Here is a 20,414-nt window from a genome sequence, read left to right as displayed (position 1 = left end):
CATTAAGCCAAACAAAAAGAGGATATCCTTTCGAATATCCTCTTTTTTTAAACTAAAAACTTCTATAAAATTATAGGCTGTATTTAATACCTAAAGTTAATCCTAAACCAGAAATTCCAACATATGAACTTAACTCATCCATTGCTTCGTTAGGTCTTGTTGTATCTCTTTTGTCCGGAGTAGCTGTATTTGGATTAAAGGCTGCATTATTAGAATTAACATCTAATCTATCTCTATAGTTAGTATGAATTTGTGACGTAGTTCTTGTCGCTAATGCGTCTTGTCCATTTACAGTAAACTCAGTAGTTTCTTTTGTTTTCCCATGAACTGTAAAGTTTCTGTATTCCAATTCAGCAAAAGCAGAAAGGTGACTAGTTAATTTATAAGTTGTACCAACAGCAGCCGTAAACCCTAAAGTTGGGTTTGGTTTTACTTTATCTACACTATGAACGTTTCCAAAAGCAACAGGTGCTCCTGTAGTTGGATTAAATGCAATTGGCGCATACGCGTCAGAAGTGATTTCTAAATCTCCATGAATTGGAACTAAAACCCCAACTTTTGTGTAAGGCTCAAATCCACCAGATTCTCCTAAAAACATTACAATAGCAGGCGCTAAATCAAAAGCTGTAATTTGACCTACAGATTTGAAGCTATATTCTCCCGTTGGAGTAATTGGCGTATCAGTAGTTGTCTGAGCCATTTTTTTATCATTACTGTTATAGTAATTAACCCCTAATTCAACTCCTAAACGTGTCGAAAAACGGTAACCTGCAGTAATACCAGTTCTAAAACCTTGACCGAAAGAACCTGTGATACTTTTTTCAGATACTAATTGTCCTCCAACAAATGTTTTGTCTAAAGGTAAATTTCCTCCAACAACTGGAAATTCTGTTGAAGCTGTTTGGTTAAAGTATGATCCTCCTAGTTTGAAATACCAGCTTTCTGGTTTGTCTGCTTTTTCTGTTGTCTGCGCAACACCGGCCATTGAGCAAACTAATAATCCTAATAAAAATAGGTTCTTTTTCATAATTTTGATTTATTGATTTATACAAACTTAGAATAATTTAACAGATTCTTACAGTTTGAAAAGTTAGACTTGGAACGAAAACGTTGTAATTTGGCGCAATATTACTAAAAAACTATTATGCATGCATATTTTTAACTAAAAAAATTAACATCCGTTTAAATTTTAACTGTTAAATTTTTAGTTCAGTTTAAAATTAATTTGCATTTTCTCTAATTCCTGCAGTAATTCAGTTGAAATTCTAACCTTCAAACGACGGCTAGGCATCGATAATTTGGTTACTACTTTTATCTCTTCAACCTCGTTTACTTCCTGAATTTTTGTATTTTCAGGACCATCTTCAGTTTCGTTTTCCACTTCAAAAACTGCATCTTCTGCTTCAAAATCTGTTGGCGTTTCTACCTCAACTAGCTTTTTTATTTTTTCCAATTCCATGATTTCAAAAGTCACCGAATTATCTCCCTTATTTTCATTAAACAAATGACTCAGCTTATGTATAAATTCTGGATGAAGATCTTTAATATTCAATAATAAGATTAGTTTTTTCGCAAAAGCTTCCAAAATATCCTGCAACTGTCGAATCTCCACAAACTGCATTCTCGGATCGGTTTTCTTACCCGTATCATGATTTACCCAGCCATCTTTTATTAATATTTTCAAAAAGGCAAAGTTGTTCTGAATCAAGAAATGGCGGAATTTCAAATATTCTTCACCAAAAATCTTGAATTCGTAACTCTCATCATACCCTTCTAAGTTGAACGCCGCCCAACCTTTTCCGTTTTTGGCTACACGATGCTGAACGTTATTAATAATTCCGGCAAAATGAAGATTCTTTCCAACATATTCGTTCATACTTTTCAAAGCTTCTAAACGAGCGTTGCAGAAATATTTCATCTCAAACCTAAAATCATCCAGTGGATGCCCAGAAATATAGATTCCGACCACCTCTTTTTCTTTTGCCAGTTTTTCCATTGTACTCCAGTCTTCGCATGGCGGCACAACGGGTTCTGCAATTTGCACTTCACTCGCTTCTCCAAACAAACTTACCTGAGACGAGTTTTCATTTTCCTGAAATTTCGATCCGTAACGCATGGCTTTTTCATAGAATGTAATTCCGTCTCCATCATCGTGAAAATACTGAGCTCTGGTTGTTCCTTCAAAAGAATCAAAACCTCCAGCCAAAGCTAAATTCTCAATCGCTTTTTTATTCGCAGCGCGTAAATCAATTCGCTTCGCCAAATCAAAAATCGATTTATATCTTCCGTCTTTTCTATTTTCTACAATCGTTTCTACAGCACCAGAACCTACTCCTTTAATCGCTCCCATTCCGAAACGAACGGCATAATCATCGTTTACTGTAAATTTATAGTACGATTCGTTTACGTCTGGCCCCAAAACCTGTAAGCCCATACGTTTACATTCTTCCATGAAGAACGAAACCTGTTTGATATCGTTCATGTTATTCGAAAGTACCGCTGCCATATATTCCGCAGGATAATGCGCTTTCAAATAAGCCGTTTGATAGGCAATCCACGCATAACAAGTCGAGTGCGATTTGTTGAAGGCGTAACTCGCAAAGGCTTCCCAGTCTTTCCAGATTTTTTCTAGAACTTTGGCATCATGACCTTTTGCTGCCGCTTGTTCCACAAACTTCGGCTTCATTTTATCTAGTACGTCTTTTTGTTTCTTACCCATCGCTTTACGCAAAACGTCGGCCTCACCCTTTGTAAATCCTGCCAAAGACTGAGACAAAAGCATTACCTGCTCTTGGTAAACCGTAATTCCGTAGGTTTCAGATAAATATTCGGCGCAGGCATCTAAATCGTATTTGATTTCTTCGTCACCATTTTTTCTTCGAACGAAAGATGGAATATACTCCAAAGGTCCTGGACGATAAAGTGCATTCATGGCAATTAAATCTCCAAAAACTGTCGGTTTCAGATCTTTCATGTATTTCTGCATCCCAGGTGACTCGTATTGGAAGATTCCAACCGTTTCACCTCTTTGGAAAAGCGCATAAGTTTCTTCATCATCAATCGGGAAATTATCTGGATTCAGCTCAATTCCCGTTCTGTATTTTACCAGTTTTACAGTATCTTTTATCAGCGTAAGGGTCTTCAGACCCAAGAAGTCCATTTTCAGCAATCCCGCACTTTCAGCAACCGAGTTATCGAACTGTGTTACATATAAGTCCGAATCTTTTGCGGTAGTTACGGGAACATAATTCGTAATATCCGACGGCGTAATAATTACCCCGCAGGCGTGAATTCCCGTATTACGCATCGAACCCTCTAGAATTTTTGCCTGCTGAATGGTTTCTCCAGCCAAATCATCTTCATTGGCAATGGCGATTAATTCTTTTACATTATCAAATTCGTCCGAACGAAGTGCTTTTTTAACCTCATCTTCACTTTCCGAAATGAAACGCGCCAAATTCCATTTTGACGGCATCATCCCCGGAATCAATTTCGCAATTCTATCCGCTTCAAATAAAGGTAAATCCAGTACACGCGCCGTATCACGAATCGCCGATTTGGTAGCCATTTTACCATACGTGATAATCTGCGCCACCTGTTTCTGACCGTATTTGTTGATTACGTATTCCATTACACGTCCACGACCCTCGTCATCAAAGTCGATATCAATATCGGGCATCGATACACGGTCAGGATTTAGGAAACGCTCAAAAAGCAAGTCGTATTTAATCGGGTCGATATTGGTAATTCCGAGACAGTATGCAACGGCAGATCCCGCTGCAGAACCACGTCCAGGCCCTACCGAAACGTCCATTTTTCTTGCCTCGGCAATGAAATCCTGTACAATCAAAAAGTAACCTGGATAACCTGAGTTTGAAATCGTTAATAACTCAAAATCCAAACGTTCCTGAATCGATTCGGTAATTTCGCCATATCTTCTTTTCGCACCTTCCATCGTAAGGTGTCGTAAATAAGCATTTTCACCTCGAACACCATTGTCTTTTTCATCTTCAGGATCAACAAATTCTTCCGGAATATCAAACTTCGGAAGCAATACGTCACGATAAAGTGAATATCCTTCAACTTTATCAATAATTTCCTGAATATTAATAATCGCTTCGGGAAGATCAGCAAAGAGCTTTTTCATCTCGTCTTGCGACTTGTAGTAGTATTCCTGATTCGGAAGTCCATAACGGTAACCACGACCACGGCCAATTGGCGTTGCCTGTTTTTCTCCGTCTTTTACACACAATAAAATGTCGTGCGCATTGGCATCTTCTTTATTTAAATAATAAGTATTATTGGTTGCAATCAGTTTTACATTGTGCTTTTGCGAAAACTCAATCAGGGTTTTGTTGACACGATTTTCATCTTCTTGATTGTGGCGCATTATTTCGAGATAGAAATCTTCGCCAAATTGTTCTTTCCACCAAATCAGAGCTTCTTCGGCTTGGTTCTCACCAATATTCAGGATTTTACTCGGAATCTCTCCGTATAAATTCCCAGACAAAACCATGATATCTCCTTTGTATTGCTCGACAATTTTTCGGTCAATTCTAGGAACATAATAAAATCCGTCAGTATACGCAATCGAAGCCATTTTTGCCAAGTTATGATAACCCGCTTTATTTTTAGCCATTAAAACAACTTGATAACCGTTGTCTTTTTTGGATTTATCTAAATGGTTTTCACAAATATTAAATTCACACCCAACAATTGGTTTTATTTCAGTTTCTGTTGGTTCTTCACCAGCTTCAACTAAAGCTTTGTTTTTTGCAGAAGCTCCTTTGTTGTGATTCATAACAGCGCTCACAAAATGGAAAGCTCCCATCATGTTTCCAGTATCGGTCATTGCCACGGCAGGCATTCCGTTTTTGGCTGTAGCCGCTACGATATTTCCAATTCCGATTGTAGATTGAAGTACCGAAAACTGTGTATGATTGTGCAAATGCGCAAATTTTGCCGCTTTAAAGTCGGCTTTATCTTCTTCTGAAACAACTGTCTGCTGACCTTCTCCAGCCAGAGCTTTAAGTTGTTCTCTAATTTTATCAGAAGCCGCTTTTAAATTGATGTGTTTTAAACCAATAAGCTTAAACGGCTCTGGGTTTCTTTCCTGAAAATCTTTGAAATATTCTTTCGGAACGTCAAGCTCTTCTTTGGTAAAAACCTCTCTTCTCACCAATTCTAAGAAACAGCGCGTCGTTGCCTCAACGTCGGCAGTTGCGTTGTGCGCTTCCGCGAAAGGAACACTGAATAAATATTCGTGAAGTTCGGTCAATGTCGGAAGTTTGAATTTTCCTCCACGACCTCCAGGAAGCTGTAATAATGAAGCTGTAACTTCGGTACAAGTATCCAGAACCGGAATGGATGCCATAGGAGAATCAACTCCCATTCTATGCAATTCGGCGCCCATAATATTAACGTCGAATCCTAAATTCTGACCAACGATAAATTTGGTTTTGCTTAAAGCGATATTGAATTTCTCCAAAACTTCGGCCAGCGTGATTCCGTCGGCTTCTGCCAATTCGGTAGAAATTCCGTGAATACGTTCGGCGTCATACGGAATATTAAATCCCTCTGGTTTTACCAAATAATCCTGATGCTCGATAAGCTGTCCCATTTCGTCGTGTAATTGCCACGCGATCTGGATACAACGAGGCCAGTTATCAGAATCGGTAATTGGCGCGTCCCAGCGTTTTGGTAATCCGGTTGTTTCGGTATCGAATACTAAATACATATATTTTTATAGAAAAGTCAAAAATTAAAGTCCAAATTCCAAATCTTTCCTATTGTAAATATTTGACAATATGAAACATAACTAAATGCGAAATGAAAAGTGGAAGGAAGTCAAATTTACGTTTTTTTTGGAGATATAATGAAGCGAAAGTTGTTAACAAAAGCATTTTTAACATGATTCTTAAAGACTGCGAAAAACCTTAAAATTCCATTATCCTTTTATTAAAATCGTCAATTATCCATTTTGGATACTCATTGCACCAAAATGAACACTTTTAAGCTGTGGTGTATCCTGAACTTTGCTTCATCAAATTATAACAATTAAAAAATAATAATCATGAAAACAATTTTTATCACAGGCGCATCATCAGGTTTAGGAAAAGCAACAGCAAAATTATTTCAGGCAAAAGGCTGGAATGTAATCGCTACAATGAGAAATCCTGAAAAAGAAACAGAACTTTCTAATTTAGCAAACGTAACGCTTTTACCTTTAGACGTTACCAATTTTGATCAGATTCAAAGCACGGTTCAAAAAGCACTTGAATTAAGCGATATTGATATCATTTACAACAATGCCGGTTACGGTTTAATTGGTCCTTTGGAAAGTCTTAGCGATGCACAAATTACCAAACAACTTGACACTAATTTATTGGGCGTAATTCGTATTACAAATGCTTTTATTCCTTATTTCAGAGAAAGAAAAAGCGGGTTGTTTATCTCTACAACTTCTATCGGCGGATTGATCGCTTTTCCTTTAGGATCAGTTTACCACGCCACAAAATGGGGATTGGAAGGTTGGAGCGAAAGTATGGCTTACGAATTGAATCCGTTTGGGGTTCATATTAAAACGGTTTCACCGGGCGGTATTAAAACAGAATTTATACATGGTTCTCTTGACACAGGAACAAAACCGGAATACGAAGCTATGACCAACAATATGTTTGCAAGTGTTGATGCAATGTTTCAAATGGCATCAACTCCAGAACAAATTGCCGAAGTCGTTTACGAAGCCGCAACCGACGGAAAAACACAACTGAGATATGTCGCTGGCGAAGATGCAAAAGCACTTTACAAACAAAGACTGGAGCAAGGCGATGAAGTTTTTCGCGAAGCGTTTGGTAAACAGTTTTTTGGAGAATAATAAAAATAGCTTCGGAGAAGCGAAATATTTATAGAAATCATATTTCCTATTAATAGCAAAGCTCCAGCGGAGCGAAATACATCAGTATTAAAATATTTCGCTTCTCCGAAGCTGTTTTTTTCTAAATAAATAGGCAGCTTAATTGTTTCTGAAAAACCTAATTAATCTTTTAATTTCATACATTTATATCATGGAAAAGAAAAATAATCCTCCTGCAAAAATTTCTTCTATCTCACAGTTTCACAGCTTATTGAATCTGCCAAAACCGCTTAATCCGATGATTAGTTTGGTCGATAACACGCAACTGGTTATAAATGGAGATTTAGACAATAGCTCTTTTCTGCTTGAATTTTATAAAATATCTTATAAATTTTCTACCAACGGAAAAATGGGTTACGGTCAGGGTTATTACGATTTTAATGAAGGCGGGCTAATGTTTGCTTCTCCCAATCAGCTGATTTTTACGGATAATGAAGAAGGCGCAAAATATGGCGGTTTCACTTTGCTTTTTCATCCCGATTTTATCCGCAATTATCCTCTGGGAAAAAGCATTAAAAAATACGGTTTCTTTTCTTATGATACGAATGAAGCGCTGCATCTTTCAGACAGTGAAAAAGCTATAATTATTGGATTATTAAAGAGCATTGACAACGAACTTCATACCGCAATAGATGAAATGAGTCAGGACGTAATTGTTTCTTATATAGATGTTTTGCTCAATTACAGCAATCGTTTTTACAAACGCCAGTTCATTACCAGAAAAACCATCAGTCACGATTTGTTATTGAAAGTTGAGGAAACGCTTGATAGTTATTTTAATAATGCCGAAAGCTTAAAAAGAGGCTTACCAACGGTCGATTTCCTAGCTTCAAAAATTAATGTTTCTACACACTATTTAAGCGATATGCTCCGCAATTTAACGGGACAAAATGCACAACAGCACATTCATTCTAAACTAATCGAAAAATCAAAAGATTTTCTAATTACGACCAATCTTTCGGTAGCAGAAATTGCTTATCAATTGGGTTTTGAATATCCCCAATCTTTTAGTAAATTATTCAAAAAAAAAACCAATTTAACGCCTTTGGAATTTAAAAATTCTTTGAATTAATTTTCAAAAAACATCCAATCATCCAATCCATTTTCTTCCTAAAATTCATAAAAAAATACAAAAATTCACTTCTTGGATGTCGTAGTATTTTAGTCTTTTTTTGAAGACATAGAATCATTCTAAAAAGCTTTTTTCGATTAAAAAAAAGCAAAAAAACGTGTTTTTTACAAATTTTAAAAACTGTCAATTATTACTATTTTTATTCATTTTGTTACATTTTTTCAAAACAAACACTCTATTTTATAGTGATTTTGAGATAAATTTGCAAACTATTAAAACAAAGAACAATCAAGCAGAATTAAATCTGAAAAAGAAAAACAAAATCAGTTTCTAAATCATTTTTCTGTCAAATTTGACGTTGCAAATGCCAATTGGCAATTTGTAATTTAGTTTGGGTATCGTATATAATGAAATATTGAAATTGACGCCTTTTTATCTTTTTTTACTTTTGTTTTGCTATTATAATGAACAGGAAAGGCTGTAGTTATAGAATTACATTTAAAAAAAATAAAAAATGAGTAAGACATTATTTGACAAAGTATGGGATTCACACGTTGTGCGTAAAATTGAAGATGGACCAGATGTGTTTTTTATTGACCGTCATTTCATTCATGAAGTAACGAGCCCTGTTGCTTTTTTAGGATTAAAATCAAGAGGCGTTAACGTTCTATATCCAGAACGTACTTTTGCAACTGCAGACCACAATACACCGACTATAAACCAGCATTTACCTGTTGCAGATCCTTTGTCTGCAAATCAGCTTAAAGCGCTTGAAGACAATGCAACTGAATACGGAATTTCACACTGGGGATTAGGTCACCAAAAAAATGGTATTGTACACGTAGTTGGTCCTGAAAACGGAATTACTTTGCCAGGTGCTACTATTGTATGTGGTGACTCGCATACGTCTACTCACGGTGCTTTTGGAGCTATCGCTTTTGGTATCGGAACTTCTGAGGTTGAAATGGTGCTTTCTACACAATGTATTATGCAGCCTAAACCAAAGAAAATGCGTATCAACGTAAACGGACAACTAAGTAAAGGTGTTGGTCCAAAAGACGTTGCGCTTTATATTATTGCTCAATTGACAACTTCTGGAGGAACTGGATATTTTGTTGAGTACGCTGGTGATGTTTTTGAAAACATGACTATGGAAGGCCGTATGACAGTTTGTAACTTAAGTATCGAAATGGGTGCTCGTGGAGGAATGATTGCTCCTGACCAGACTACTTTCGATTTCCTTGAAGGAAGACTTTACGCTCCAAAAGGAGAAGCTTGGACTAAAGCAGTTGAATACTGGAAAACTTTAAAAACAGATGCAGATGCTGTTTTCGATGCTGAATTAAACATCAAAGCGTCTGACATTGAACCAATGATTACTTATGGTACTAACCCTGGAATGGGAATTGGTATCACTAAACATATTCCGAACGCTAAAGAAGTTGAAGGCGGTGAGGAAACTTATAAAAAATCTTTAGCTTACATGGGCTTCAACGAAGACGACGTAATGATCGGAAAACAAATCGATTACGTTTTCTTAGGAAGTTGTACAAACGGACGTATTGAAGATTTTAGAGCTTTCGCTGAAATTGTGAAAGGAAGAAAAAAAGCAGATAATGTTACGGCTTGGTTAGTTCCGGGTTCTCACGTTGTTGAAGCTCAGATTAAAGAAGAAGGAATTTTAGATATTTTAACTGAAGCTGGTTTTGTATTACGTCAGCCTGGATGTTCTGCTTGTTTAGCAATGAATGACGATAAAGTTCCTGCTGGAAAATATGCAGTAAGTACTTCAAACAGAAACTTTGAAGGTCGTCAAGGTCCTGGTTCAAGAACGCTTTTAGCAAGTCCAATTATGGCTGCTGCAGCTGCGGTTACAGGAAAACTAACGGATCCAAGGGAATTATTTTAAATTGGAGATTTTAGATTTTAGATTGCTCACTTTGCGTAATCTTCATCTAAATTCTTCAAATAAAAATTCATTCACATTATTAATACAAAAAGATTTTAGCGTTTAGATTTCGCCAGAGAAGAAAATCTAAAATCTAAAATTAAAAAATCTAAAATTAAAATGGCATACGATAAATTTAATATACTTACTAGCAGCGGAGTTCCGTTGCCAATTGAGAACGTAGATACAGATCAAATTATTCCAGCTCGTTTCTTAAAAGCTACAAAACGTGAAGGTTTTGGTGATAACCTTTTTAGAGACTGGAGATATAACGGAGACGATACTCCAAAAGCAGATTTCGTTTTAAACAACCCAACATACAGCGGAAAAATCCTCGTAGGAGGAAAAAACTTCGGTTCTGGATCTTCTAGAGAGCACGCGGCATGGGCAGTTTACGATTACGGATTCCGTGCTGTAGTTTCTTCATTCTTTGCAGATATCTTCAAAGGAAACTGTTTAAATATTGGTGTTTTGCCAGTACAAATCAGCCCTGAGTTTTTAGCAAATATTTTCAAAGCTATCGAAGCTGATCCTAAAACAGAATTAGAAATCAATCTTCCAAACCAAACCATTACATTATTGTCAACTGGCGAGCAAGAATCATTTGCTATTAACGGATACAAAAAGAACAACCTAATCAATGGTTTTGACGACATTGATTATTTACAAGATATGAAAGAGGATATTAAAGCTTTCGCTGATAAACTTCCTTACTAATAGCAATATCATTCAGTCTATTAGACCCGAAAGGCTTCAAAACCTCTCGGGTCTTTCTAGAATATAGAACGCGGATGACACAGATTTGCTACCGCAATCCCGATAGCTATCGGGAGCAGATTGACGCGGATTTTTTAATTATTATATATTAAAAATCCGTTTTTTTCAGCGCCTTCGCGAAAGCGAATCCGTAAAATCAGCGTCAAATATGCGCAATGAAATATATTTAGCAATTGCGTCAAAACACTAAGAATTAGAATATCAATATGGAAAAAAGAAAAATTGAAATAATGGATACGACACTTCGTGATGGTGAACAAACCTCTGGAGTATCATTTTCTGCTGCAGAAAAACTGACCATTGCGCAATTATTGTTGGAGGAATTAAATATTGATAGAATTGAAATTGCTTCTGCCCGCGTTAGCGAAGGAGAATTTCAAGCCGTAAAAGGCATTACAACTTGGGCTGAAGAGAAAGGATACATTGATAGAATTGAAGTTCTGACATTTGTAGACGGCGGTGTTTCGATTGACTGGATGAAAAAAGCGGGTGCGAAAGTGCAAAATTTATTGACCAAAGGCTCAATGAATCACTTAACGCATCAGTTAAAGAAAACGCCTGAGCAACATTTTGCCGAAATTGCTCAAATTATTGCTTCCGCGAAAGAAAACAATATTGAAACCAATGTTTACTTGGAAGACTGGAGCAACGGAATGCGAAATTCTCCAGATTATGTTTTTCAATTTCTAGATTTCTTAGCAACTCAGCCAGTTAAAAGAATTTTATTGCCAGACACTTTAGGTGTTTTAATTCCGTCTTTGACATTTGAATTTATTTCAAAAATAAAAGCAAAATATCCTCAGATTCACTTTGATTTCCACGCGCATAACGACTACGATTTAAGCGTTGCCAATGTTATGGAAGCCGTAAAAGCTGGAATCAATGGACTTCACGTTACGGTAAACGGAATGGGAGAACGCGCTGGAAATGCTCCTCTTGAAAGTACTGTCGCAGTTATAAACGATTATATGCCAGAAGTACACATTGGCATAAAAGAAACATCTTTGTATTCTGTAAGTAAGCTAGTGGAGACTTTTACAGGTTACAGAATCCCTGCTAATAAACCAATTGTAGGCGATAACGTTTTTACGCAAACTGCTGGAATTCATGCCGATGGCGACAACAAAAACAATCTTTATTTTAATGATTTGCTTCCAGAACGCTTTGGAAGAAAAAGAAAATATGCACTCGGAAAAACTTCGGGCAAAGCCAATATCGAAAAGAATCTTCAAGAATTAGGTTTAAAACTGAACAACGAAGATTTGAAATTGGTGACCCAAAGAATTATCGAGTTGGGCGACAAAAAAGAAACCGTTACCAAAGAAGATCTTCCCTACATTATTTCTGATGTTTTGGATAGTCACACATACGAAGAAAAAATTACGATCAATTCTTATATGCTGGTTCATTCTAAAGGAATGCGCCCTTCGACAACTTTATCTCTAAATTTAAACGGAGAAATAATCGAAGAAAACGCTCAAGGAGACGGTCAGTTTGATGCTTTTATGAATGCTTTATCAAAGATTTACAAAAGCAAAAAATTAACGCTTCCAAAATTAATCGATTACGCAGTAAGAATCCCACCTGGAAGTAGTTCTGACGCTTTATGCGAAACGATCATTACGTGGGTAAATAACGGAAAAGAATTTAAAACAAGAGGTTTAGATTCAGATCAAACGGTTGCAGCGATAATTGCAACACAGAAAATGCTTAATATAGCTGGTTAAGATGCTAAGTCGCTAAGCTACTAAGGTTCTAAGATTTATTGGAACTTAGTAGCTTAGCATCTTAGTAGCTCAGAAGCTTAAAAAATAATCGCTAAGAAACCTTAGAATCTTAGCAACTCAGAACCTTAGAACCTTTTAAAAAAACTAGAATGAAATTAAACATAGCCCTTTTAGCCGGTGACGGAATCGGACCAGAAGTAATCGATCAAGCCGTAAAAGTATCAGATGCTATTGCACAAAAATTTGGACATGAAATTACTTGGAAACCAGCTTTAACTGGTGCCGCTGCAATTGATGCAGTTGGCGAGCCTTATCCAGATGCAACACACGAAGTTTGTAAAAATGCTGATGCCGTTCTTTTTGGAGCGATTGGACACCCAAAATATGATAACGATCCTTCTGCGCCAGTTCGTCCAGAACAAGGTTTGTTAAAAATGCGTAAAGCATTAGGTTTGTTTGCAAACGTAAGACCAACTTTTACATTTCCTTCATTATTAGACAAATCTCCATTAAAAAGAGAAAGAATCGAAGGAACAGACTTAGTTTTCTTAAGAGAATTAACTGGCGGAATTTATTTCGGAGAAAAAGGAAGAAAAGATAACGGAGACACTGCTTACGATAACTGTGTTTATACAAGAGCTGAAGTACAGCGTTTGGCTAAAAAAGGTTTCGAATTGGCAATGACTCGTTCTAAAAAATTATGTTGTGTGGACAAAGCAAACGTTTTGGAAACTTCACGTTTGTGGAGAGAAACGGTTCAGGCAATGGAAAAAGACTATCCAGAAGTTGAAGTAAGCTACGAATTTGTTGATGCAGTTGCGATGCGTTTGGTTCAATGGCCAAATTCTTATGACGTATTGATTACAGAAAACTTATTTGGAGATATTTTAACAGATGAAGCTTCTGTAATTTCTGGCTCAATGGGATTAATGCCTTCTGCATCTATGGGAGCTGAAGTATCTTTATTTGAACCAATTCACGGTTCTTACCCACAAGCTACAGGATTGAACATTGCTAATCCAATGGCTACTGTTTTATCTGCTGCTATGATGTTCGAAAACTTCGGATTGATGGAAGAAGGAAAAGCAATGAGAGATGCTGTAAACAAAGCTTTAGAAGCAGGAGTAGTTACTGAAGATCTAGCTAACGGAGGCAAAGCCTACGGAACAAAAGAAGTTGGTGACTGGTTGGCTGCGAATGTATAATTAGTTAATTTTTGTTTCAGGTTGCAGGTTCCTGAAACTTGAAACAAAAAAAGGGATCAATGAAAATTGATCCCTTTTATATTTTAGAAAAAAAATATTAATATCCTCCTCTGTTTCCACCACGGTCATTTCCATAACCTCCACGGTCATTTCCACCACGGTTGTTTCCATAACCACCACGGTCGTTTCCGCCACGGTTGTTATTAAAACTTCTTCTTTCGCCTTCTGGTTTAGGCTCAGATTTATTCACAACAATTGTACGTCCTGAAACTACAGCACCGTTCAATTCATCGATAGCTTTTTGAGCCTCACTATCATTTGGCATTTCAACAAAACCAAATCCTTTACTTCTTCCAGTAAATTTATCAGTAATAATTTTAACAGAGTCAACTGCACCATAAGCCTCAAAAGACTCTCTTAAATCTGCTTCCTCAATACTGAATGGAAGGCTTCCAACAAAAATATTCATAGATATTTATTTATAATACTTGACAAATGTAGTCTTATTTTTTTCTAATCTACTATATATAAGTTTATTTAAGTTTTTATTTGGATTTAAGCATAACCGAATAGCAGTATTATTCGGCTGGAATTTTATTATCTGCCCCTATCTTAATTTTATAAAAAACACCTTCAGTAAAATGTATTTCCTGTTTTTCAGCATCAGGATTAGTATTAACAGCCGTAAATTTGAATGTTCCCGAAATAGTATTTTCTTCCTTATTATATTCGGTCACTGTAATTTCTCCATTTCCTTTACCTGCTCCAGTGCTAAATTCTGCCTCTTGTCCTTCAATTGTAGTTTTATAAATGGCCTTTGTATTTTCATCCACACCTAAAACAAAAGTTTTCTCAGCTATTTCAGGAAGCTGAAAATTGATTTGTTCGTAGCCAAGAGAACTTTCGACAATAAAAACTCCATTCGTTTCCATTTCTACTCCATGAATTTGAGCTCTCCAAAAAGTGTTCTCTTTTAAAGCTTGAAAAGCGGTATTATTAGATGCAATATCTGCTGTACAAGATCCTAGCAGAAGTATAAGTGATAAAAAACAGAAGTATTTTTTCATGTTTAAAAATGAATTTGGTGCAGACTTAATACACTAAGAACTGAAACTAAAAAGTCAAAAAAATGCTGAAAAAACAGCTCTTATATATTTAATGCTTTTTGAAACGTATATTTCGTAAAAAAATTATATCTTTGCGCCCTTAATTAACAGAGGTCGAGTACCTCAAAATTTAATCATCAGATTATGTCAGTAAAAATTAGATTACAAAGACACGGTAAAAAAGGAAAACCTTTTTACTGGGTTGTAGCTGCAGATGCACGCTCAAAAAGAGATGGTAAATACTTAGAGAAAATCGGTACTTACAATCCAAACACTAACCCAGCAACTGTTGAGCTAGATCTTGACAGCGCAGTAAAATGGTTACACAATGGTGCACAACCAACTGATACTGCAAGAGCAATCCTTTCTTACAAAGGCGCTTTATTGAAACACCACCTTGATGGAGGTATCCGCAAAGGAGCTTTAACTCAAGAGCAAGCAGACGCTAAATTAGCAGCTTGGTTAGAGGCTAAAACTGGAAAAGTTGATGCTAAGAAAGATGGTTTATCTAAAGCAAAAGCAGATGTTAAAGCTAACGCTTTAAAAGCTGAAAAAGAAGTAAACGCTAAACGTGCTCAAGCTCAAGCTGAGGCGCTTGCTGCTGCTACTGCTGTTGAAGAAGCTCCTGCTGCTGAAGAAGTTGCTGAAGTTGAAGCAACTGAAGAAGCTCCTGCTGCTGAAGAGAATAACGAAACAACTGAAGCATAATTTTACTTAGCGATAATGCGTAAAGAAGACTGTTTTTATTTAGGTAAAATCGCTAAAAAATTTAGTTTCAAAGGTGAAGTTCTGATCTATTTAGATACAGACGAACCTGAGTTATACGAAAATCTGGAATCAGTGTTTGTTGAACACAACAAACACTTGGTTCCTTTTTTTATTGAGTCAAGCTCAATGCATAAAAACGACTTTCTAAGAGTTCGTTTTGAAGATGTAAACACCGAAGAAGAAGCTGATGCTATTGTTGGAAACGGTATTTATCTTCCTTTATCTATGTTACCAAAACTTAGCGGTAACAAATTCTACTTTCACGAAGTTATTGGTTTTGAAATTGAAGACAAACGTTTAGGCGTTTTCGGAAAAATAACTTCTATCAATGATTCAACTGCCCAACCTCTTTTTGAAGTTTTAAATGGCGAAGTTGAAATCTTAGTTCCAATGATTGACCAATTCTTGGTAAAAATCGACCGCGAGAACAAAAAGGTTGTTATGGATCTTCCTGAGGGATTGATCGAAATGTACCTTTAATTAAAATTCCAAATTTTTTAAATTCCAAATTCCAACTAAAAGGAAATTCCAATATTGAAATCCCAAATTCCAATGCTGGGAAGGAATACCTGTGAGAAATTCCAAATTCCAACCGAAAGGAAATTTCAATTAAAGTGTTATTATTTCAAAAACAAATTTGAAAGAAAAAACTTTCTTTTGATAACATTTGTTCTATATTTACAATCCCAACTTGGAATTTGGAATTTACACCATGAATAAACCATTTGACTTAGAAGAGCGAACTTTTTTATTTGCTAAAGAATGTCAAAATTATATTAAAACACTACCTAAGACAACTTCTAATATTGAAGATGGTAAACAGCTTGTAAGATCTTCTGGCTCTGTAGGTGCAAATTATATCGAAGCAAATGAAAAACTTGGTGATAAAGATTTAATCTTCCGACTCAAAATAGCCCGAAAAGAAGCTAAAGAATCTAAATTTTGGATTCGCTTATTACATGAACTAAATCCCGAGCAAAAAAATCAATCTGAATCTCTATTATTCGAAATAGAAGAATTGCGAAAAATTTTATCAGCTATAATTTCCAAAACATCAAAGTAATTAATTTGTAAAATATTACTTTTGTTGCTCAATCCTCTTCAATTGGAATTTGGGATTTCAATATTGGAATTTCTACCCAACATTGGAATTTGGAATTTAAAAAATTTGGAATTTTTATTTATGTTTCAATTCAAACAATTTTCTGTAAAACAAGATAAAACAGCAATGAAAGTCGGTACAGACGGCGTTTTATTAGGCGCATGGGCTCCTGTTTCTCATCATCCGTTTAGTGTATTAGATATTGGTGCGGGAACCGGAATTATTGCTTTGATGATCGCACAGCGTTCTAGCGCAGAACAAATTGATGCTTTAGAAATTGATGAAGATGCATACGAACAAGCGGTAGAAAATTTTGAAAGTTCTCCTTGGGGCGATCGTTTATTTTGTTTTCATGCAGGTTTGGATGAATTTATCGAAGAACCTGAGGATGAATATGATTTGATCGTTTCGAATCCGCCGTTCTATGCTGAAAATTATAAAACAGAAAGTGAACAACGTGATTTAGCGCGTTTTCAAGATGCAATGCCTTTTGAAGAAATTGTTGAAGCTGCCGATCTATTACTTTCTGAAAATGGTATTCTTGCGATTATTATTCCTTTCAAAGAAGAAGAAAAATTTATTGCTTTAGCCAAGGAATCAGAACTTTACCCAATAAAAATTACAAGAGTAAAAGGAACTCCGACTTCTGAAATCAAACGTAGTTTATTGGCTTTTAGCCGAAATGAAATTTCAGAAATCGAAGTTAATGAATTAGTCATTGAAATTGACAGGCATGTTTATACGCCCGAATATATTGAATTGACAAAAGAGTTTTATTTGAAGATGTAAAAAACATCTTTGACAAGGGTTTCTATTTAAATTCTCCCTATTTTCCATTTTTAGCAAAAAGAATTGCCCTGTCCAGAATTTCATCTTTACCCTTCTGAATTCCTAAAATAGTTTGCTGAACTTCAATATCTGGAACAATCCCAATACGTTGGGTCTCTTTTTTATCTGGATAAAAAACTCCATAACAAGTAAAAGAAGTCCAAAGACCTTTAATAATTTCAAATCTATAACTATATCCGTCTGAGCCTGCGGTCTGATTTCCTATTATAGTTGCTTTTGGAGCAACTTTCAAAGTCATTGCAGAATATTCAGAATGGCTGATTGTTTTTTCATTTACTAAAATAATGACATTGCCTTTGTAATAATCTGGATTAATTTTTCCGCATTTCCCACCTTCAGCATCTTTTCTCCAAATAAAACGCCCAGGAGAACTTAAATCAATATCGACCGATTTTACAAATTCGACTGGTTCCGGATTTAAATATTCTGCAATAAGATAATTGGTGCCCTGCGGATAGTTGCGAATATCAAAAATTATAGCTTTTGTATTTTTAAATTTTTCCATCATAGCTTCCACATCATCAGGAAATAACGCTCCCATGTTCACATATCCAATATTATTTTCCAGCAATTTATATTTCTCCTGATGATTTTCATAATTAATCATTAGTTCTTTATATTCATAGAAATTTATTGTTTTTATCATTGTTTTATTATCTCTGATAAATTCAATTTCAGCAGTATTTGTCTTATTATAAAAAACGGGCCAATCTATTTTGTTTAAAATAGCAGGAGAATTAGAACCTTCAATATATTTTTGATTTTTCTTTATAAGCTCGACAACTGATTCTCCTCTTATTTTAGTAATAATATCACCAATTTTTACATCGTTTATCTTTGATAGAGAATCATTTTTAAAACCCGTAACGATTGCCTTATCATCAATAATTTTCACATTAAAAGGAATAGATTTCCATCCGAAAATTTGAAATAATTTATTTGCTCCAAAAAGAGCATGACTATCATTCAGTTTAGCACTCAGTTCTTTTAGTGATAAATAATAATCATTCTCAGAGATTGGACTAATTGTTCTTGGCAGAAATTCATTCAAAGTCAAATCCCAGTTTTGATCCATTTGGTATTTGTACGGAAAGAAATATTCTACATAATTCCAAAAACGAAACAAAGCCAAAAGACGAAATTTTTTATCCTTATCATTAAATTCACTGTATTCTATTTCATTTTTGAATGCAATGCCTTCTTCAACATAATATTGCTTTCCTTGAATTTTATTCTCTTCAATAAATTTAAGCTTTTGACAAAGGCTTTTAGCAAAAAATTCATTTTCCTGAATCCAAGAGAGATCAAAATTTTTATCAAAATACTCCATCTTTTCAGAAACAATTTCAGCTTTATAGACTTTTACTTTCCCTAAAGAATTAATCCATTTTTCTAAAACATCTGAAAACTCAGCATCAGTTTTTGCTTTTTCAATTTTAGGCAAAACTTCGAAAAGCTGTTGATCCCAATCAAATTTTCCACTCGCAACATTTGGGTGGTAATATTTTAGAAACCCCCAAACTTTACATGTTGCCGCTAACTTTTGAGTTTCATTTATTGGTTTTGAAAAAGAAAACTGAAATAATAAAAGAAGAATAAAGAGTAATGTTTTTTTCATTTAGGAAAATGGTTCTGGTTAGATTTGTGATTTGTGTTAAACCTGTTCAAAAATATTTTTAAACTGATATAAAATTCGTTCTATTAAACGCAAATCTTCGGTTACAATTTCTGCGCTTCCTTTCATTTCCTGCTGAAAGGCAATCTGTTTGTTATAAGAAGTTTTTAAACCGTTTGGAAGTGCCACGTCCAGCAATAAATTTCCATCTTTATCTGGCACTAAGGAAATATTTTTTATTTCACCTTTCAGAACGCCAAATTCTCTATCAGGATAATTGGCCAGTCGAATATTGACTCTCTGCCCCACTTTTATTTTTCCTGAATTTAAAGCCGGCGCTTTTACTTTTCCGATGAAGCTGTTTTTTGCATCTGGAATAATCGAAAACACATTGTCTCCAACATTTATGGTCTGATTCTCATTCCAAACCTGCAGAAAAGTGACCTTACCGCTAATTGACGATTTTAAGGCGTATGCCAGTTCCCAATCTCGTATTACTTTTTTTAACTGGTAAAAAGACTGAGAAACACTCCGACCGAGATTAACTTCTTCTCTGGTACTGTTTATCTGCGAATTCTGGCTTGATTTTGTATTGTCAATAAGAGAAGACCTCAGTTGGGAAATTGACGACAGTAAACTTCTGTAATTCTTTTGAGCTTGAAGAAAATTCAGTTTTTTGGCTTCCATTTCTTGAGCCGAAATAATCCCTTTATTGAATAACGTTTCAAAACGGGCAACCTCGTTTTTCTGAAGTTCCAATTCGCGCTCATTAAGCAATTTCTGCTGCTGCAGAATTTCTAACCGCTCTGTAATCTGAATTTTTTCTGACTTCTGCGCTCTGCTTTCAATCTCAAAAGGATGCAGATCCTGGTTTAATTCCTGCGCTTGATAATCTTTTTGAAATACGGCAAATGCACTTTCTATTTCGCCTAATTGTTTGTTTTTTAATAATTCGAAAGGAAATTCTTTTTTTGAGTTGTTTATATCATATTTATCTACAATATTTTTTAGCAGAAAAACATCTTTGTAATTGGCCGTATTTTCAATAATGGCCAATGTACTGTTTTTGGCAACCAGCGTTTTGTTTTTAACTAAAATAGCTTCAATGCGCCCAGAAGATTTGGACACTATTTTCTCTGGCGGAATATTAGTGGTGATTACGATTTCCGTCCTTACAACGTCTGGATATTTTACAAACCACGAAACAAAAAACAGCATGATGATGATGGCAAATATCAGAACAGTTCCCCATCGTATCATCCAATGCGGCACTTTGGTCAGGATATCCTGCACTTCTTCGCTTCTTAATTCAAATGTATCTTCGTTCAT

The 20,414-nt window shown here is 35.5% G+C and carries 16 protein-coding genes; 10 read left to right on the top strand and 6 right to left on the bottom strand.

Annotation, left to right across the window (positions count from 1 at the left end):
• Positions 1-70: 70 nt before the first annotated feature.
• Positions 71-1,027 (bottom strand): outer membrane beta-barrel protein, encoded by a 957-nt coding sequence (locus Q9Q97_RS03725; RefSeq protein WP_306154751.1) that lies wholly within the window; start codon positions 1,025-1,027, stop codon positions 71-73.
• A 177-nt stretch (positions 1,028-1,204) separates the two neighbouring features.
• Entirely contained in the window at positions 1,205-5,737 is a 4,533-nt protein-coding gene (gene dnaE / locus Q9Q97_RS03720) for a DNA polymerase III subunit alpha (RefSeq protein WP_306154749.1), read from the bottom strand.
• 336 nt (positions 5,738-6,073) lie between these two features.
• Between dnaE and Q9Q97_RS03715 the strand changes: the two genes are divergently transcribed.
• The 6 genes from Q9Q97_RS03715 to leuB all read left to right on the top strand — a co-directional run bounded on the left by Q9Q97_RS03715 (position 6,074) and on the right by leuB (position 13,645).
• Positions 6,074-6,877: an SDR family oxidoreductase gene (locus Q9Q97_RS03715; RefSeq protein WP_306154746.1), complete on the top strand. Its 804-nt coding sequence runs from the start codon at positions 6,074-6,076 to the stop codon at positions 6,875-6,877.
• A 190-nt stretch (positions 6,878-7,067) separates the two neighbouring features.
• Entirely contained in the window at positions 7,068-7,988 is a 921-nt protein-coding gene (locus Q9Q97_RS03710; RefSeq protein ID WP_306154744.1) for an AraC family transcriptional regulator, read from the top strand.
• A gap of 514 nt (positions 7,989-8,502) precedes the next feature.
• A complete protein-coding gene (gene leuC, locus Q9Q97_RS03705) occupies positions 8,503-9,897 on the top strand; it encodes a 3-isopropylmalate dehydratase large subunit (protein ID WP_306154743.1) in 1,395 nt (464 codons plus the stop codon).
• A gap of 159 nt (positions 9,898-10,056) precedes the next feature.
• On the top strand, positions 10,057-10,653 hold the full coding sequence (gene leuD / locus Q9Q97_RS03700; protein ID WP_091490627.1) for a 3-isopropylmalate dehydratase small subunit: 597 nt from the start codon (positions 10,057-10,059) through the stop codon (positions 10,651-10,653).
• A 266-nt stretch (positions 10,654-10,919) separates the two neighbouring features.
• Positions 10,920-12,440: an alpha-isopropylmalate synthase regulatory domain-containing protein gene (locus Q9Q97_RS03695; RefSeq protein WP_306154740.1), complete on the top strand. Its 1,521-nt coding sequence runs from the start codon at positions 10,920-10,922 to the stop codon at positions 12,438-12,440.
• 149 nt (positions 12,441-12,589) lie between these two features.
• A complete protein-coding gene (leuB, locus tag Q9Q97_RS03690) occupies positions 12,590-13,645 on the top strand; it encodes a 3-isopropylmalate dehydrogenase (protein ID WP_289664457.1) in 1,056 nt (351 codons plus the stop codon).
• 97 nt (positions 13,646-13,742) lie between these two features.
• Here the strand turns inward: leuB and Q9Q97_RS03685 are convergent, their stop codons facing one another.
• Positions 13,743-14,114 carry an RNA-binding protein gene (locus Q9Q97_RS03685; RefSeq protein WP_306154737.1) on the bottom strand — a complete coding sequence of 124 codons (372 nt, stop codon included), beginning with the start codon at positions 14,112-14,114 and terminating at the stop codon, positions 13,743-13,745.
• Positions 14,115-14,223: 109 nt separating this feature from the next.
• Entirely contained in the window at positions 14,224-14,712 is a 489-nt protein-coding gene (locus Q9Q97_RS03680; protein WP_306154735.1) for a DUF6252 family protein, read from the bottom strand.
• Positions 14,713-14,895: 183 nt separating this feature from the next.
• On the opposite strand from Q9Q97_RS03680, the gene Q9Q97_RS03675 reads away from it, so the two are divergent.
• The 4 genes from Q9Q97_RS03675 (at position 14,896) to Q9Q97_RS03660 (ending at position 17,410) form a co-directional block, all read left to right on the top strand.
• The gene (locus tag Q9Q97_RS03675) at positions 14,896-15,459 is read left to right on the top strand and encodes a 30S ribosomal protein S16 (protein WP_306154734.1); all 564 of its coding nucleotides are present in this window, start codon (positions 14,896-14,898) and stop codon (positions 15,457-15,459) included.
• Between the two features lie 15 nt (positions 15,460-15,474).
• On the top strand, positions 15,475-15,999 hold the full coding sequence (rimM, locus tag Q9Q97_RS03670) for a ribosome maturation factor RimM (protein ID WP_306154732.1): 525 nt from the start codon (positions 15,475-15,477) through the stop codon (positions 15,997-15,999).
• Positions 16,000-16,231: 232 nt separating this feature from the next.
• On the top strand, positions 16,232-16,582 hold the full coding sequence (locus Q9Q97_RS03665) for a four helix bundle protein (RefSeq protein WP_306154729.1): 351 nt from the start codon (positions 16,232-16,234) through the stop codon (positions 16,580-16,582).
• Between the two features lie 120 nt (positions 16,583-16,702).
• Complete coding sequence (locus tag Q9Q97_RS03660; RefSeq protein ID WP_306154727.1) at positions 16,703-17,410, top strand: tRNA1(Val) (adenine(37)-N6)-methyltransferase; 708 nt, start codon at positions 16,703-16,705, stop codon at positions 17,408-17,410.
• Between the two features lie 37 nt (positions 17,411-17,447).
• On the opposite strand, the gene Q9Q97_RS03655 is transcribed toward Q9Q97_RS03660, so the two are convergent.
• Entirely contained in the window at positions 17,448-19,088 is a 1,641-nt protein-coding gene (locus Q9Q97_RS03655; RefSeq protein ID WP_306154725.1) for a S41 family peptidase, read from the bottom strand.
• A gap of 36 nt (positions 19,089-19,124) precedes the next feature.
• Positions 19,125-20,414, bottom strand: a complete 1,290-nt coding sequence (locus Q9Q97_RS03650) for an HlyD family secretion protein (protein ID WP_306154723.1) — start codon at positions 20,412-20,414, stop codon at positions 19,125-19,127.

This window comes from Flavobacterium sp. DG2-3, from assembly GCF_030730925.1.
In the GTDB taxonomy this organism is placed as follows: Bacteria; Bacteroidota; Bacteroidia; order Flavobacteriales; family Flavobacteriaceae; genus Flavobacterium.
Note: the sequence above shows the minus strand (reverse complement) of the source record. Positions and strands in the feature narration are given on the sequence as shown.